Raw genomic sequence first — 16,487 nt, forward strand, 5'->3', positions numbered from 1 at the left:
CCGATGCTGCGTACGCGAGTCCTGCGTCCCGAGGAGAGGCGGCCGTCGCGGCCGGTCCTCACGGAAGCGCTCGACCTCGCGGCGCGCCTGCCGCACCTGATCCTGGAGGCGCGGCGCGTTTCGGCCAGCGTCCACGGCATCCATGGCCGGCGCCGCGCCGGCCCCGGCGAGACCTTCTGGCAATACCGCCCGCTGGTCGCCGGCGAATCGGCCTCGCGGATCGACTGGCGCCGCTCCGCCCGCGACGGGCATCTCTTCGTGCGCGAGCGCGAATGGGAAGCCTCGCACGCGATCTGGCTCTGGATCGACCGCTCCGCCTCGATGGGCTTTTCCTCCTCGCTGGCCATGGCCTCGAAGCTCGACCGGGCGCTGGTCGCCGGCTTCGCGCTCGCAGAAACGATGGTCGAGGGCGGTGAGCGCGTCGGCCATCTCGGGCTGACGCGGGCGCTCGCCTCGCGCCGCATCGTCGAGGCCCTGGCGCAGGCGATCCTGGCGGACGAGCGCAACGCCGCGGCCGACCTGCCGCCGGAAGCGCCGCTGCCGCGGCTGGCGGAGGCGATCATCCTCACCGACGGGCTGACGCCTGCCGCCGCGCTCGCCGGCCGGATCGCCACGCTGGCGTCGGGCGGCGCGCGCGGCCATGTCCTGCTGATCGCCGACCCGATCGAGGAGACCTTCCCCTTCAGCGGGCAGGCCGAGCTCTTCGACCTCGAGGACGGGCTGACGCTGCGCGTCGGCGACGCCGGCAGCTGGGGCGAGGCCTATCGCCTGCGGCTCGCGGCCCATCGCGACGCGATCCGGGAAGCCTGCCGCAAGGCCGGCTGGACCTTGACGCTGCACCGCACCGACCGCCCGGCCAGCGAGGCGGTGCTGCGCATCGCGAGCCTCGTCGCGGCGAAGGGGACGGCATGATGCTGAGCGCGCTGCCCTTCGGCTTCTCCGCCCCGCTGGCGCTCACGGCGCTCGCCCTGCTGCCGGCGCTCTGGCTGATCCTGCGCGTCACGCCGCCGCGCCCGCGCCGGATCGATTTCCCGCCGCTGAAGATCATGGCCGACCTGATCGCCAAGCGCGAGACGCCGGCCTATACGCCCTGGTGGCTTTTGGCGCTGCGCATGGCGGTGGCGGCGCTGGCGATCATCGCCGTCGCCGGCCCGGTCTGGAACCCGGCGCGAGATGCCGCTCCGTCGCAAGGCCCCGTCCTGCTGATGATCGACAACGGCTTCGGCGCCGCCGGCGACTGGCCGGATCGCGTCGCGGTCGCCGAATCGCGCATCGCCGCCGCGACGCGCGAAGGCCGCCCGGTCGCGGTGCTGGGCCTCGCCGAGGCCCCGGCCGTGATCACGCTCAGCGAGCCGCGCATCGCGCTCGATCGCTTACGCGCGCTGCCCCTCGAGCCGCATGCGCCCGACCGCGCCGCCCATCTGCCGCGCATCGAGAGCTTTCTCCGGGAATCCCCGGCCGCCGAGATCGTCTGGGTCGCTGACGGGCTTGGCGTCTCGGACGAGGACGGCTTCCTGGCCCGGCTGAAGCAGAATGCAGAGTCCCGCCGCCTCACGGTCCATGCCGCCCCGCCCGCCCAGCTCGCGCTCGCCGCGCCCGAGAACCTGGCCGGGGCGCTCACCGTCAAGGTGCTGCGCCCCACGGCGAACGCGCCCGCGAGCGGGCAGGTCCGGGCGCTCGACCTCAAGGGCCTGCCGCTCGGCAACGCGCCCTTCGTCTTCGCCGGCGGCGATCTGGAAACCACCGCCCGGCTCACCCTGCCGATCGAGGTGCGCAACGCCGTCTCGCGGCTGGAGATCGCCGGCGAGCGCAGCGCCGGCGCCGTCGCGCTGCTCGACGACCGGGCCAAGCGCCGTCGCGTCGGGCTGGTCTCGGGCGCGACCGCCGACACCGCCCAGCCGCTGCTGTCGCCGACCTATTACCTTTCCCGCGCGCTCCAGCCCTTCGCCGAGATCCGCGAGCCGCGCCAAGGCTCGACCGATCCGATCGGCGAGCTTCTGGCGCAGAATCTCTCGGTGCTGGTGCTGGCCGATATCGGCGCGCTCGATCGCGAGACGGCCGGCAAGGTGACGGGCTTCGTCGAGCGCGGCGGCGTGCTGCTGCGCTTCGCCGGCCCCCGCCTCGCCGCCGCTTCCGACGAGCTGACGCCGGTGCGCCTGCGCAGGGGCGGGCGCACGCTCGGCGGCGGTCTCTCCTGGGAGACGCCGCGCAAGCTTTCCCCCTTCACCCGCGAGAGCCCCTTCTTCGGCCTTTCGATCGGCGACGACATCCGCGTCAGCCGCCAGATCCTGGCGGAGCCCGAGCCCAACCTTTCCCGCAAGACCTGGGCGGCGCTGGAGGACGGCACGCCCGTCGTCACGGGCGAGCGGCGCGGCGACGGCCTTCTCGCCATGGTCCATGTCACGGCCGACACGACCTGGTCGAACCTGCCGCTGTCCGGCCTCTTCGTCGACATGCTGCGCAAGATCGTCAACCTCGCCGGCAACGCCCCCGCCGCCGAGACGCAAGGCGACGAGAGCAGGGTCGAGACCCTGTCGCCGACCCGCGTGCTCGACGGCGCCGGCCAGTTCCGCTCCCCGCCCGCGACGGCCCAGCCGGTGGCGCGCAGCTTCGCCGGCCGCGCGACGCTGGCGCATCCGCCGGGCCTCTACGGTCCGACCGAGGGCTCGCTCGCCGTCAACGCGCTGACGCCCGAGGACAAGCTCGCCGCGCTCGACCTCGCAGGCCTCGGCGTCACCGTGCTGCCGATCGACGAGCCGATCGCGCGCGACATCCGCCCGCCGCTCCTGGTGCTCGCCCTGCTGCTGCTCGTCGCCGACACGCTGGCGACGCTGTGGCTCGGCGGCCGGCTCAGGCTTTCCCGCCTGCGCCGGGCCGCCGCGCCGGCGGCAATCCTGCTTGCGCTCATGGCCTCCCTCGTGCTTGCGCCCGATCCGGTCCGCGCGCAGCCAGCCCCGGCCGATACCCGCCCGCCGATCCCGCGCGCCTTGCTCGCCAACGGCGCGCAGACGCGCCTCGCCTATGCCGTCACCGGCGACAAGGCGGTCGACGAGATGTCGAAGGCCGGGCTCACCGGCCTCAACACGGTTCTCAGCGCCCGCACGGCGCTGGAGCCGGGCGAGCCGGTCGGCGTCAATGTCGAGCGCGACGAGCTCGCCTTCTTCCCCGTGCTCTACTGGCCGATCGTCGCCGGCCGGCCGATCCCCGCCGCCGAGACGCTGCGCAAGCTCGAAGCCTATATGAAGGGCGGCGGCCTCGTGATCTTCGACACCCGCGACGCGATGAGCGCGCGCCCCGGCGGCGGCACCACGCCCGAGGGCGACCAGCTCAAGCGCATGCTCCAGACGCTCGACATCCCCGAGCTCGAGCCCTTGCCGCGCGACCACGTCCTGACCAAGACCTTCTACATCCTCGACGAGCTCGTCGGCCGCTACGACACCGGCACGACCTGGGTCGAGACCCTGCCGCCGGCCGACAGCGACGGGCGCCGGCCGGCGCGGGCGGGCGACAACGTCTCGCCCATCGTCATCACCGCCAACGACCTCGCCGCCGCCTGGGCGATCGACCGGCGCGGCGAGGGGCTGGTGCCGCTCTCCGGCGGCAATCCGCGCCAGCGGGAGATGGCGCTGCGCGGCGGCGTCAACCTCGTGATGTACGCGCTGACCGGCAACTACAAGGCAGACCAGGTCCATGTCCCGGCCCTGCTCGAAAGGCTGGGGCAATAGCGATGTGGAGCCTCTCCTTCGCCCCGATGGTGCCGCTGCCGCTGCTGATCGGCCTTGCCCTGCTGGCGGCGCTCGCCGCAGGTGCCGCAATCGTGCTCGCCGGGCGCGGCGCCATCCTGCGCGCGCTCGCGCTCGTCGTGCTGACGGCGGCGCTGGCCGATCCCTCCCTCGTCTTCGAGGATCGCGAGCCGGTCAAGGACGTCGTCTCCGTCGTCGTCGACCGCTCGGCCTCGAACCGCCTCGCCGACCGTACGGCCCAGACCGACGCGGCGGTCGCCGAGATCGAGCGGCAGCTTCGCGGCATCCCGAATGTCGAGCCGCGGATCGTCGAGCTCAGAGACGCGCAAGGCAGCAATGACGGCACCCGCCTGTTCGAGGCGCTCTCGGGGAGCCTCGCCGACGTGCCCTCCGAGCGCGTCGCCGGCGCGATCGCCATCACCGACGGCCTCGCCCACGACGCCCCGGCCAATGCCGAGGCGCTTGGCCTGCGCGCGCCGCTGCACGTGCTGACCACCGGCCGCGAGGCCGAGACCGACCGGCGCATCGTGCTCATCGATTCGCCGCGCTTCGGCATCGTCGGCAAGGACCAGACCATCCGCTTGCGCGTCGCCGACAAGGGCGGCCTCGGCCGCGCCGGCCTCACCATCCGCCGCGACGGCGAGATCGTCGCCCGCCGCGAGGTCACGACCGGCCAGACCGTGCAGGTCCCGGTCCGCATCGACCGGGGCGGGCCGAACGTGGTCGAGATCGAGGCCCAACCGATCGAGGGCGAGCTGACGCTGGCGAACAACCGCGCGGTCATCACCATCGAAGGCGTCCGCGACAAGCTGCGGGTGCTGCTGGTCTCCGGCGAGCCGCATCCGGGCGAGCGCACCTGGCGCAACCTGCTCAAGGCCGACGCCAATGTCGACCTCGTCCATTTCACCATCCTGCGCCCGCCGGAGAAGCAGGACGGCACGCCGATCCACGAGCTTTCGCTGATCGCCTTCCCGACGCGCGAGCTGTTCCAGGTCAAGATCAAGGAATTCGACCTGATCATCTTCGACCGCTACGCCAACCAGTCGATCCTGCCGCTGATCTATTTCGAGAACATCGTGCGCTATGTCCGCGACGGCGGGGCGCTGCTCGTCGCGGCAGGTCCCGAATATGCAGGCTCCCAGACGCTGGCGCGCACCCCGCTCGGCCAGATCCTGCCGGCCCTTCCCGACGGCAGCGTCATCGACGAAGCCTTCCGGGCCAGGGTCAGCGAGCCCGGCCGGCGCCACCCCGTCACCCGCGACCTGCCGGGCGCGGAGGTCGAGCCGCCGCGCTGGGGCGAATGGCTGCGCATGGTCGGCGCGCAGGCCCGCGCCGGCGGCGCTCCGGTCATGACCGGCCCCGGCGAGCGCCCGCTCCTGCTGCTGGCGCGCGAGCAGAAGGGCCGTGTCGCGCTCTTCCTCTCCGATCATGCCTGGCTCTGGGCGCGCGGCTTCCGCGACGGCGGGCCCTATCTCGACCTGCTGCGCCGCCTGAGCCACTGGCTGATGAAGGAGCCGGAGCTGGAGGAGGAGGCGCTGCGCGCCAGCGCGCGCGGCGGCATCGTCGAGGTCGAGCGCCAGACGCTGCGCGACAATCCTTCGCCCGTCACCATCACCGGACCCGACGGCGGCGCGCGCACCGTCACGCTCGAACCGGGCCGCCCCGGCCTGTTCACCGCCCGCGTCCCGGTCGGCGATCTCGGCCTCTACCGCCTCACCGCCGACAACCTCACCGCCTTCGCAAGCGTCGGCCCGGAGAATCCGCGCGAGCTGATGGAGGTGGTCAGCGACCCGGCCGCCCTCCAGCCCCTGGCGCAGGCGACCGGCGGCTCCTCGCGGCGCATCGGCCGCGACGGCGGTCCGGCTGTGAGCCTGCCGCGCATCGTGCCGGTGCGCGCGGGCAGCCAGTTCGCCGGCAATGACTGGATCGGGCTCAGGATCAGCGATTCCGGCATCGTTCGCGGCGTCAGGATCTCGCCGCTCTTCATCGGGCTGATCGGCCTTGCGGTGCTGTTCGGCGCGCTCGTCGCCGGTTGGCTCGGCGAGAGCCGCCGCGGGCGGCGGCAGGCGTGAGGCGAGGCCCGCCTCAGACCGGCAGCCTCACCGTCGCGCGCAGGCCCCCGAGCGGTGAATCGCCGAGCATGATGTCGCCGCCATGGGCGCGGGCGATGTCACGGGCGATGGCTAGCCCCAGGCCCGTGCCGCCGCCGTCGACATTGCGGGCCTCGTCGAGGCGGAAGAAGGGACGGAAGACCTCCTCGCGCTGCTCCGGGGGAATGCCGGGGCCGTCGTCGTCGACCATGACGATCAGGTAGCGCGCGTCATGCGCCGCCCGGATCGCGATGCGGTCGCCGTAGCGGGCCGCGTTGGAGACGAGGTTGGTCAGCAGGCGGCGGAAGGCGTCCGGGCGGATCACGACCAGCGGGTCGCCCTCGACTTCGAGCGCGGTCTGGTGGCCCTGCCGCTCGGCATCGGCCTTCAGCTCCTCGAGAAGCGCGCGGATATCGGTCTCGACCGCGGCCTCGCCGGCATCGCCGCGGGCGAAGGCGAGATAATCCTCGAGCATGCGGCTCATCTCATCGACGTCCTTCTCCAGCGCCTCGATCTCGGCGGTGCGCTCCATCAGCGCGAGCGAGAGCTTGAAGCGGGTGAGGATCGTGCGCAGATCGTGGCTGACGCCGTTCAGCATCGTGGTGCGCTCGCCGATCGAGCGCTCGACGCGCCGCTTCATCTCGATGAAGGCGTTGCCGGCGCGGCGGACCTCGCGGGCGCCGCGCGGCCGGAAATCGGCGTCGCGCCCCTTGCCGAAGGCTTCCGCCGCATCGGCGAGCTTCAGGATCGGGCGGATCTGGTTGCGCAGGAACAGCACCGCGATGGTGAGCAGGATCAGCGAGGTGCCGATCATCCAGAGCAGGAAGATGTGGCTGTTGGAGGCGTAAGCCGCATTGCGCCGGGTCAGGATGCGCATCACGTCCTTGCCGAGCTTGACGCGGATCTCGATCAGGCTGGAGCGGCCGACCGTGTCGAGCCAGAAGGGCCGGGCCACCTGTTGCGACAATTCCGTCGAGAGCGCGTTGTCGAGCAGCGAGAAGAAGGGGCGCGGCCCCGGCGCGGGAAGGTCGGAATCGGGGATGATGTCGAGATCCATGCCGAGCCGCTCGGCGGCGATGCGCGACAGCGTCGCGGTGTCGGCATCCTGCGGATAGCTTTCATAGACGTCGATCAGCATGGCGATGTCGGCCGAGACGGCCGAGGAGAGGCGCTGCGTCACCGTCTGCCAGTGCCGCTCCATGAAGACATAGGCGATGACCGATTGCAGCAGCACGACCGGCGTGATGACGATGACGAGCGCGCGCGGATAAAGCCCCTTGGGCATGTGGCGCGCGATGACCTGCAAGGGCCGGCCGATGCGCTTCAGCGACGGCCGCAGCGCCTTGCGCAGGTTCTCCGCCGCCCGTTCCAGCCCGGCCAGCGCGCGAGCGATACCGCGGGCGGCGAAGCGCAGCGCGAAGGGGCCTTTCCCGCCGGGGCGCAGCAGCGTCACGTCCGGTCCGTCACCAGCCGGTAGCCGACGCCGCGCACGGTCTGGAGATAGAGCGGGTCGGCCTGGTCGCGTTCGATCTTGCGGCGCAGCCGGTTCATCTGCACGTCGACGGTGCGGTCGTTGGCGGCAGACCCTTGCGCGGCCAGCTCCTCGCGCGGCACGACCTCGCCGGCGCGCTCCGCCAGCGCGGTCAGGATCTCGCGCTCGCGTTCGGTCAGGCGGATGGTCTCGTCGCCCCTGCGCAGCTCGCCGCGGGCGAGCCCGTAGAGGAACGGGCCGAAGCGGACGAAATCCGGCCGCGTGCCGGATTGAGCGGTCTCGACGACGAGGGTGCGCTTCAGGATGTTGCCCAGCCGCAGCAGGAGCTCGCGCGGTTCGAAGGGCTTTGCGAGATAGTCGTCGACGCCGATCTCCAGCCCGTTGATGCGGTCCTTGCCGTCGGCGCGGGCGGTCAGCATCAGGATCGGCGCGGCCGAGCCGCCGCGGAAGCGCCGCGCGAAATCGAAGCCGTTCTCGCCCGGCATCATCACGTCGAGCACGATCGCGTCGAAGACGAGGTTGCCGAGGCGGGTATCGGCCTCCGCCGCATTGGCGGCGGTGGTGACGCGGTAGCCGTTGTCGCCGAGGAAGCGGGCCAGAAGCTCGCGCAGGCGCCGGTCGTCGTCGACGACGAGGATATGGGGCGCCTCGTCGGGGAGGGGCTTGCGGGCCGGCTTCGCTGTGGTTTCGGTCAAGCTCATCCGGGCGTCTCTCTGCCGTGCTCCTGCGGCGCGATCATGCCGCCTTCATAGCACAGGGGAGGCGCAGGGTCGTAATCGATCACCGCCCGCGATCACCGCCCGCCGAGCAGGCCCTGCACCTTCGACTGCTCGGAAGGGTCGATCAGCGCGGCGAGATAGCGCGCGACGAGGGGGGCGGCCTCGGGGCCGATGCCGTCGAGGGCCCGGTTGATCCGCTTCGCCTGAAGGTGCACGAGGCGCAGCGCCAGCTCCCGCCCGGACGCCGTGGTGTGGAGATGGCGCTGCCGCTTGTCCTGCCGGCCGGTGCGCTGCTCGATATAACCCTTCTCGACCAGCTCCTTGAGCACGCGGTTGAGGCTCTGCTTGGTGATCTGGAGGATGTCGAGCAGCTCGGCGATGGTCAGCCCCGGCCGGCGCTGGACGAAATGCAGCACGCGGTGATGCGCGCGGCCGAAGCCGTAATCGGCGAGGATGCGGTCGGGGTCGCCGACGAAATCGCGATAGGCGAAGAACAGAAGCTCGATCAGATCGTGCGGCACCGCCTCGGAGGAGGGCCTGAGCGGCGCGTCGTCGCCGGTGGAAGGGGATGGGGCCAAAACGCGCATCCGGATATTTGGGTCAGCCTTATTGACATATCTCAGACGGAAGATTACCGGTCAAGGGTGTCGGGCGAACGATTGTTTCAAAGCGTCTCGCCGCGACGCAGCATTCAGGCTTGAGCTTGCGTTCCGAAGGCGGCCGTGCCGGAATCCGGCGGAGCAGGCACCCAAGGAGAAGGTCCATGTCAGTCATTCCTTTCGACCAGCGCGACGGCGTCATCTGGTTCGACGGCAAGCTCGTGCCGTGGAAGGACGCCAAGATCCATGTGCTGACCCACGGGCTGCATTACGGCTCCTGCATCTTCGAGGGCGAGCGCTCCTATGACGGCGTGATCTACAAATGCGCCGAGCATTCGCAGCGCTTCCACAAATCGGCCGAGATCATGGATTTCACCATCCCCTATTCGGTCGCCGAGCTCGACGCGGCCAAATATCTCTGCCTGAAGGAAAACGGGCTGAAGGACGCCTATGTCCGCCCGGTCGCCTGGCGCGGCTCCGAGATGATGGCGGTCTCCGGCATCAACAACACGATCCACACCGCGATCGCCGTGTGGGAGTGGCCGAGCATGTTCGACATGGCCGCGAAGCTGAAGGGCGTGCGCCTCGACGTCGCCGATTACCGCCGGCCCGACCCGGCCTGCGCGCCGGTCCATGCCAAGGCGGCGGGGCTCTACATGATCTGTTCGCTGTCCAAGCACAAGGCCGAGCGCGCCGGCTACGCCGATGCGATGATGCTCGACTACGAGGGCAATGTCGCCGAATGCACCGGCGCCAACATCTTCTTCATCAAGGACGGCGTGGTCCATACGCCGCTGGCCGACCGCTTCCTCAACGGCATCACCCGCCAGTCGGCGATCGCGCTGTGCAAGCAGCGCGGCTTCGAGGTGGTGGAACGGCGCATCCGGCCGGAGGAGCTCGATGGCTTCAGCGAGTGCTTCATCACCGGCTCGGCCGCCGAGGTGACGCTGGTCTCCGAGATCGGCCCCTACAACTTCATCACCGGCAATATGGGCAAGGTGATCATGGAGGATTATTCGGCGGCGGTCAGGCCGGCGTCGAAGGCGGCCTGACGGTTCGCTCCGATCCGCGCGGCGCAGACTACTCCCACCGCCGCGCGGCGTCGTCATCGGCGTCCTTCGCCTCGACCCAGCCGCCGAGCGTGCCGTCGGCGCGATGCTCGCGCTTCCAGAAGGGCGCGCGGGTCTTGAGGTAGTCCATCATGAAATCGGCCGCCTCGAAGGCGGCGCGGCGATGGCTCGCGGCGGCCAGCACCAGCACGATCTGCTCGCCCGGCCGGATCAGCCCGTAGCGGTGGATCGCGACGAGGCCGAGAAGCGGCCAGCGCCCGGCGGCCTCGGCCGCGACGCGCGCGGTCTCGGCCTCGGCCATGCCGGGATAATGCTCCAGCTCCAGCGCGGCGAGGCTGCCGGCCTCGTCGCGGCAGAAGCCCGTGAAGGCGACCACGGCGCCGATATCGGCGCGGCCGCTGCCAAGCGCGTCGATCTCGTCCTGAAGCGAGAAGTCCTCGCGCTGGATGCGGATGAGCGGGGTCATGGCACGATCTCCGTCATTCCGGGGCCGCGCCATGCCCTCACCCCCCGGTCATCGGCGGGAAGAAGGCGATCTCGCGGGCGCCGCCGAGCGGGCTTTCCGGTTTGGCATGGACATGGTCGAGCGCCGCGCGCACGATCCGCTCATTGGCGAAGGCGGCCTCATAGCCCTCGCCGCGCGCCTTCAGCCAGCGCACGAGATCGGCGACGGTGGCGAGGCCGGCGGGGATGGGAAGCGTCTCCTCGGGCAGGCCGACGCGCTCGCGCACCCAGGCGAAATAGACGATGCGGATCGGGCGGGTGCCCGCCGCAGCCGGGGTGGCCACGGCGCTCATGGCGCGCGCTCGTCCTCTTGGACGAGATAGCGGATGCCGGCGTTGAAATAATCCCAGCCGGTATAGATCGTCAGCCCGGCGGCGGCCCAGAGCAGGACGATGCCGATCACGGTGTTGCCGGGCAGGACCTTGTCGCCGGCGGGGCCGGCGATCAGGAAGCCGAGCGCGAAGAGCTGCGCCGTCGTCTTCCATTTGGCGACCCGGCTGACGGGCACGCTGACCTTGAGACCGGCCAGGAATTCGCGCAGGCCCGAGACCAGGATCTCGCGGCACAGGATCACGATCGCGGCCCAGAGCGTCCAGCCATGGATGGTGCCGTCGGCGACCAGCATCAGCAGCAGGGCGCAGACCAGGAGCTTGTCGGCGATCGGGTCGAGCATCCGCCCGATCGCCGATTGCTGGCTCCAGGCGCGGGCGATCCAGCCGTCGAGATAATCGGTGATGGCGGCGAGCGTGTAGATCGCCAGCGCGAGCCAGCGCATCCAGTCGTCGCGCGGCCAGAACAGGATCGCCACCAGGGCCGGGATCGCCAGGATCCGTCCGTAGGTGAGGAGGTTGGGCAGCGACCAGGGGCCGCGCCGCCTGATGGCGTCTGGGAGAATCGTCACGTCGAACACCAAAGCAAGGGCGCCACCGCAGCGTCAACATGCAAAACCGCGAGGCCGCCAGTTTCAGGCGTCATGGAAGAAATCGTGGACGGCCCGGGCGGTGGCCGCGTTGACGCCGGGCGTGCGCATCAGATCGTCGAGCTTGGCGCGCTGGATCGCCTTGACCGTGCCGAAATGCAAAAGCAGCGCGCGCTTGCGCGAGGGGCCGATGCCGGGGATCTCGTCGAGCGGGTTCTTCATCGTCTCGCGCTTGCGCCTGGCGCGGTGCGTGCCGATGGCGAAGCGGTGCGCCTCGTCGCGCAGGCGCTGGATGAAATAGAGGGCGGGGTCGCGCGGCTGGAGCTTGAACGGCTCGCGCCCGGCCATGTGGAAGGTCTCGCGCATGGCGTTGCGGTCGGAGCCCTTGGCGATGGCGACGAGCGGGATGTCGGCGGCGCCGAGCTCGGCCATGATCCGGCGCGCCGCCTCGAACTGCCCCTTGCCGCCGTCGACGATGACGAGATCGGGCCGGGAGGGGAAGGCGTCGGGGTCCTTGAGCTTGGTTGCGCGGGCGGGGTTTGAGCCAGCGACGCTCTCCTCGTCCGCCGCGGGGGCGGCTTCCTTCGCGAGCCTGGCGAAGCGCCGCGTCAGCACCTCGCGCATCATGCCGAAATCGTCGCCGGCGATGGTGTCGGTCGAAATGTTGAAGGTGCGGTACTGGTTCTTCACGAAGCCGTCCGGACCGGCCACGACCATGCCGCCGACGGCGTTCGTGCCCATGATGTGCGAATTGTCGTAGACCTCGACCCGGCGCGGGCCGCTCTCCATGCCGAAGGCTGCGCCGAGCGCGGCGAGCAATGCGCTTTGCCCGGCATTGTCGGCGAGCTTGCGCGACAGCGCCTCGCGGGCGTTCTTGACGGCATGCGCCATCAGGTCGGCGCGCTCGCCGCGCTTCGGGTTCGCGACCTCGACCTTGCGGCCGGCGCGGGCCGAGAGCGCCTCTGCGATCAGTGCGATCTCCTCGACCGGGTGCGAGAGCAGCACGAGGCGCGGCGGCGGCTTGTCGTCGTAGAACTGGGCGACGACGGAAGCCAGCACCTCGGAGGGGCTGAGCGAGCGGTCGGCGCGGGGAAAGAGCGCGCGGTTGCCCCAGTTCTGGTGGTTGCGGAAGAAGAAGATCTCGACGCAGAACTGCCCGGCCTGCTCGTCGATGGCGAAGACGTCGGCCTCCTCCACGCCTTGCGTGTTGATGTCCTGCCCGGCCTGCACCGCCGAGAGCGCGGCGAGGCGGTCGCGGTAGCGCGCCGCCTTCTCGAATTCGAGCGCCTCCGCCGCCTCCTGCATCCGGGCGGAGAGCAGTTGCTTCACCGCCGAGGAGCGGCCGGAGAGGAAGTCGCGCGCCTGGCCGGCGAGCGCCTGATAATCGGGGATCGAGATCTCGCCCGTGCAGGGGGCGGCGCAGCGCTTGATCTGGTAGAGCAGGCAGGGGCGGGTGCGGTTCTCGTAGAAGGAATCCGAGCAGGTGCGGATCAGGAACGCCTTCTGCAGCGCGTCGATGGTGCGCGTCACTGCCCAGACCGAGGCGAAGGGGCCGAAATAATCGCCCTTGCGCTGGCGCGAGCCGCGATGCTTCAAGATCGCCGGCGCCGCGTGGTCGCCGGTCAGCAGGATATAGGGGAACGACTTGTCGTCGCGCAGCAGCACGTTGTAGCGCGGGCGCAGTTGCTTGATCAGGTTCGATTCGAGCAGCAGCGCCTCGGTCTCGGTGCCGGTGGTGACGAACTCCATGTTCGCCGTCTCGGCGATCATCCGGGCGACGGCGTTGGTATGGGCCATGCCGCGGGCATAGGACGTCACGCGGTTCTTCAGGCTCTTGGCCTTGCCGACATAGAGCACCTCGCCGGCCCGGTCGAACATCCGGTAGACGCCCGGCCGGTTCGGCAGATGCTTGGCGAATTGCTGGATCACCTCGATGCCGGCCTTGAGCGCGCCGGGCGCGGCCTGCGCGTGTTCGGGCACGGGTTCGGGGCCGGGGAGGGCGTCCTCCTCCTCCGCGAACTCGTCCTGCGGCAGATCGTCCTGAGGTTCGCGACTCATGGGCTCCGTACTCTTTGGGCTTCATGTAGGATGTCGCGGCGGCTTCGTCATGTCAGGAACGGCGTCGCCCTTTCGACTTGACCTCGCCGCATCGTCGCGGCCATCTCCCCGCGCCGCCACCGGACGCCTCGCCCATGCCCGTCTTCGCCATTCCCTTCCCGATGATCGACCCCGTCGCGGTGCAGCTCGGGCCGCTGGCGATCAAATGGTATGGGCTCGCCTATGTCGCGGGCCTCCTCGGCGGCTGGTGGTATGCGCGCCGGCTCGTCGCCTGTGATGGCCTGTGGGGCGGGCGGGCGCGGCCTGAAGCCGCCGAGCTCGACGACATGCTGCTCTTCGTCGCCTTCGGCGTGGTGCTGGGCGGGCGCATCGGCTTCGTGCTGTTCTACGACCTCGCGCGCTATCTGGAGCGCCCGCTGGATATCTTCGCGATCTGGCAGGGCGGCATGTCCTTCCATGGCGGGCTGATCGGCGCGACGCTTGGCCTGTGGCTGTTCGCCAGGCGCCGGGGCTATCCGGCGCTGTCGGTGTTCGATCTCGCGGCGGCGGTGGTGCCGATCGGGCTCTTCCTCGGGCGCATCGCCAATTTCATCAATGGCGAGCTCTGGGGGCGGCCGGCGCCGGATGTGCCCTGGGCCATGGTCTTCCCGCATGGCGGGCCGCTGCCGCGCCATCCGAGCCAGCTCTACGAAGCCTTCGCCGAGGGCATCCTGCTCTTCGTGCTGGTCAATCTGCTGGTGCGGTTCGGCGGCCTCAGGCGGCCAGGCTATGTCGCCGGTGTCTTCGGCATGGGCTATGCCGTGGCGCGGATCGTCTGCGAGTTCTTCCGCGAGCCCGATCCGCAGCTCGGCTTCCTGTTCGGCGGCTCGGTCGATGCGCTCTCGGGCGGCATCACCATGGGGATGCTGCTCTCGCTGCCGGTGTTCGCGGTGGGCTTATGGCTTGCGCTCCGCAGCCGGCGCGAGACGCCGGCGTGACCACGCTTCAAGCCGAGATCGCCGAGCTGATCCGGCAGGAGGGGCCGCTGCCCGTCGGCCGCTACATGGCACTGTGCCTCGGCCATCCGCGCCACGGCTACTACATGACGCGCGATCCCTTCGGGTCTGGCGGCGATTTCACCACGGCGCCCGAGATCAGCCAGATGTTCGGCGAGCTGATCGGGCTCTGGGTCGCCCATGCCTGGCGGGCGTCAGGCGCGCCGGCACGTTTCAGGCTGGTCGAGCTCGGGCCGGGGCGCGGCACGCTGATGGCCGACATGCTGCGGGCGACGCGGATCGTGCCCGGCTTCCGCGAAGCGCTATCCGTGCATCTCGTCGAGACGAGCCCGGCCTTGCGCGCCCGGCAGGCGGCGACGCTTCAAGGCGTCGCGCCGGTCTGGCACAAGACGCTGGCCGAGGCGCTCGACGGTCCCGTCATCGCGGTCGCCAACGAATTCCTCGACGCCCTGCCGCTCGACCAGTTCGTGATGACGCCGGAGGGCTGGCGCGAGCGGCTGGTCGGGCTCGATGCGGAGGGCGGGCTGTGCTGGGGGCTCGGCGCTTGCGCCTCTCCCGATGCGGGAGAGCAGGGGACGGTCCCGATCGGCACGGTTTTCGAGGCGGCCCACGACGCGCTCTCCGTCGTCACGCAACTCGCAGGCCATGTCGCCCGCGAGGGCGGGGCGGCGCTGCTCATCGATTACGGCTCGCTGCGCTCCGGCTTCGGCGACACCTTGCAGGCGATGAGGCGGCACGGCTTCGCCGATCCGCTGGCCGAGCCGGGCGAGGCCGATCTCACCGTCCATGTCGATTTCGAGCGGATGGGGCAGGCGGCGCTGAAGGCGGGCGCGGCGCTGCACGGGCCGGCGACGCAGCGCGAACTCCTGCTGGCGCTCGGCCTCGCCGAGCGGGCGCAGGCGCTCTCGCTCAAGGCCGATGCGGCGCAGCGCGCGGCGATCTCCTCGGCTTTCGACCGGCTGATCGCGCCGGGCGAGACCGGCATGGGGGATTTGTTCAAGGTTCTCGCGCTATCGCAGCGGAACCTGCCGCTCCTGCCCGGATTTGACCTTCATCGGCTGCCAGATCGGGGCTGACCCAACCGGACGAAGCCTATGTTCATCACCGCCCGCGAACTCGCCGCAGAAGCCGGTATCCGCCACGCCTTCTTCACCCGCGAGGGCGGCGTCTCCAGCGGAATCCACGCCTCGCTGAACGGCGGGCTCGGTTCCTCCGACGATCCCGCCGCGATCGCGGAGAACCGGGCGCGGATGGCGCGCCATCTCGAGGTCGCGCCGGAGAACCTCGTCAGCCTCTACCAGGTGCATTCCGCCGATGTGGAGGTGGTGACGGGGCCGTGGCCGGCGGAGCGCCCCAAGGTCGATGCGATGGTGACGACCGCCGCGCATGTCGCGCTCGGCATCTCCACGGCCGATTGCGGGCCGATCCTGTTCGCGGACGGCGCGGCGCGCGTCGTCGGCGCGGCCCATGCCGGCTGGAAGGGCGCCTTCGGCGGCATCGTCGGCGCGACGGTGACGGCGATGGAGAAGCTCGGCGCAAGGCGCGAGCGCATCACCGCCGTGCTCGGGCCGACGATCAGCGCCGCGGCTTACGAGGTCGGGCCGGAATTCATCGAGCGCTTCAAGGCCGGGAACCGGACCTATGCGCGCTTCTTCACCCCCTCCGAACGGGCGGCGCATGCGATGTTCGACCTGCCGGCCTTCATCGCGCTCAAGGCGCAGGAGGCGGGGATCGGCCGCTTCGCCGATCTCTCCTTATGCACCTATGGCGACGAGCGGCGCTTCTTCAGCTATCGGCGCGCGACCCATCGCGGCGAGCCCGACTATGGGCGCCTGATCTCGGCGATCGCGCTCGACTGAGCCGATTGCGGTTGCGGATAACGGTTGATGGCGCGGTGCGGCGGCTTGCCGCACCGCTCCGGCCGGGGCATCGTTCCGCCGCCACCGGGAGCGCATCGCCTGCCGGCGGGCGCTTATCCTTGGCGATGCATCCAGTGCGGGGCCGACATGGAACAGATCCTGATGAACCTGATCGCCGGTGCGATCGGCGGCAATGCGGCCGGCAAGGCCAGCCCGAGCTTCGATCTCGGCACCATCGGCAACACGATTTCCGGGCTGGTCGGCGGCGGCGTGCTGGGGCAGCTCGTCCCGCTCGTGCTGCCGGCGATCAGCGCGGCGGCGCAGGGCGGCAATCTCAGCATCGGCGGCATCCTGTCGAACCTGATCGCGGGCGGCGCCGGCGGGGCGATCCTCACCGCGATCATCGGCGCGGTGAAGAACAAGGCGGCCTGAACGCGAC

At 70.7% G+C, this 16,487-nt stretch carries 15 protein-coding genes; 8 read left to right on the forward strand and 7 right to left on the reverse strand.

What is annotated here, in order from left to right; genetic code table 11:
* Positions 1–3: 3 nt before the first annotated feature.
* Genes M9917_RS08835 through M9917_RS08845 form a run of 3 tightly spaced genes read left to right on the forward strand, consistent with a single transcriptional unit; the run spans position 4 to position 5,815 of the window.
* Positions 4–912 (forward strand): DUF58 domain-containing protein, encoded by a 909-nt coding sequence (locus M9917_RS08835; RefSeq protein WP_297252821.1) that lies wholly within the window; start codon positions 4–6, stop codon positions 910–912.
* Positions 909–3,725 carry a DUF4159 domain-containing protein gene (locus tag M9917_RS08840; protein WP_465246342.1) on the forward strand — a complete coding sequence of 939 codons (2,817 nt, stop codon included), beginning with the start codon at positions 909–911 and terminating at the stop codon, positions 3,723–3,725. The genes M9917_RS08835 and M9917_RS08840 overlap by 4 nt, the downstream gene beginning before the upstream one ends.
* Before the next feature lie 2 nt (positions 3,726–3,727).
* Positions 3,728–5,815, forward strand: coding sequence for a hypothetical protein (locus M9917_RS08845; RefSeq protein WP_297252824.1), 2,088 nt, complete (start codon positions 3,728–3,730; stop codon positions 5,813–5,815).
* 13 nt (positions 5,816–5,828) lie between these two features.
* On the opposite strand, the gene M9917_RS08850 is transcribed toward M9917_RS08845, so the two are convergent.
* The 3 genes from M9917_RS08850 to M9917_RS08860 form a co-directional block, all read right to left on the reverse strand.
* Positions 5,829–7,172, reverse strand: a complete 1,344-nt coding sequence (locus M9917_RS08850) for an ATP-binding protein (RefSeq protein ID WP_297254797.1) — start codon at positions 7,170–7,172, stop codon at positions 5,829–5,831.
* 110 nt (positions 7,173–7,282) lie between these two features.
* The gene (locus M9917_RS08855) at positions 7,283–8,026 is read right to left on the reverse strand and encodes a response regulator (RefSeq protein ID WP_297252826.1); all 744 of its coding nucleotides are present in this window, start codon (positions 8,024–8,026) and stop codon (positions 7,283–7,285) included.
* 92 nt (positions 8,027–8,118) lie between these two features.
* Positions 8,119–8,631 carry a MarR family winged helix-turn-helix transcriptional regulator gene (locus M9917_RS08860; RefSeq protein ID WP_297252828.1) on the reverse strand — a complete coding sequence of 171 codons (513 nt, stop codon included), beginning with the start codon at positions 8,629–8,631 and terminating at the stop codon, positions 8,119–8,121.
* A gap of 176 nt (positions 8,632–8,807) precedes the next feature.
* Between M9917_RS08860 and M9917_RS08865 the strand changes: the two genes are divergently transcribed.
* Positions 8,808–9,695, forward strand: a complete 888-nt coding sequence (locus M9917_RS08865; protein ID WP_297252831.1) for a branched-chain amino acid aminotransferase — start codon at positions 8,808–8,810, stop codon at positions 9,693–9,695.
* Positions 9,696–9,723: 28 nt separating this feature from the next.
* Here M9917_RS08865 and M9917_RS08870 read toward each other — a convergent pair whose 3' ends face one another.
* From M9917_RS08870 to uvrC, 4 genes are read right to left on the reverse strand one after another with little or no spacing between them, the layout of a single operon-like run.
* A complete protein-coding gene (locus tag M9917_RS08870; protein ID WP_297252834.1) occupies positions 9,724–10,179 on the reverse strand; it encodes a molybdenum cofactor biosynthesis protein MoaE in 456 nt (151 codons plus the stop codon).
* A gap of 37 nt (positions 10,180–10,216) precedes the next feature.
* Positions 10,217–10,468: a molybdopterin converting factor subunit 1 gene (gene moaD, locus M9917_RS08875; RefSeq protein ID WP_297254799.1), complete on the reverse strand. Its 252-nt coding sequence runs from the start codon at positions 10,466–10,468 to the stop codon at positions 10,217–10,219.
* A 38-nt stretch (positions 10,469–10,506) separates the two neighbouring features.
* Positions 10,507–11,127, reverse strand: a complete 621-nt coding sequence (gene pgsA / locus M9917_RS08880) for a CDP-diacylglycerol--glycerol-3-phosphate 3-phosphatidyltransferase (protein ID WP_465246343.1) — start codon at positions 11,125–11,127, stop codon at positions 10,507–10,509.
* A gap of 54 nt (positions 11,128–11,181) precedes the next feature.
* Complete coding sequence (gene uvrC / locus M9917_RS08885; RefSeq protein WP_297252838.1) at positions 11,182–13,194, reverse strand: excinuclease ABC subunit UvrC; 2,013 nt, start codon at positions 13,192–13,194, stop codon at positions 11,182–11,184.
* Positions 13,195–13,328: 134 nt separating this feature from the next.
* Here uvrC and lgt point away from each other — a divergent pair, with 134 nt between their 5' ends.
* From lgt to M9917_RS08905, 4 genes are all read left to right on the forward strand, one after another.
* Entirely contained in the window at positions 13,329–14,171 is an 843-nt protein-coding gene (lgt, locus tag M9917_RS08890) for a prolipoprotein diacylglyceryl transferase (RefSeq protein ID WP_297252840.1), read from the forward strand.
* A complete protein-coding gene (locus M9917_RS08895) occupies positions 14,168–15,265 on the forward strand; it encodes a class I SAM-dependent methyltransferase (protein WP_297252841.1) in 1,098 nt (365 codons plus the stop codon). The genes lgt and M9917_RS08895 overlap by 4 nt, the downstream gene beginning before the upstream one ends.
* 18 nt (positions 15,266–15,283) lie before the next feature.
* Positions 15,284–16,048 (forward strand): peptidoglycan editing factor PgeF, encoded by a 765-nt coding sequence (pgeF, locus tag M9917_RS08900; RefSeq protein ID WP_297252843.1) that lies wholly within the window; start codon positions 15,284–15,286, stop codon positions 16,046–16,048.
* A gap of 147 nt (positions 16,049–16,195) precedes the next feature.
* A complete protein-coding gene (locus tag M9917_RS08905; RefSeq protein ID WP_297252845.1) occupies positions 16,196–16,480 on the forward strand; it encodes a hypothetical protein in 285 nt (94 codons plus the stop codon).
* Positions 16,481–16,487: the final 7 nt, after the last annotated feature.

It is taken from the genome of Bosea sp. (in: a-proteobacteria), from assembly GCF_023953965.1.
GTDB lineage: Bacteria > Pseudomonadota > Alphaproteobacteria > Rhizobiales > Beijerinckiaceae > Allobosea.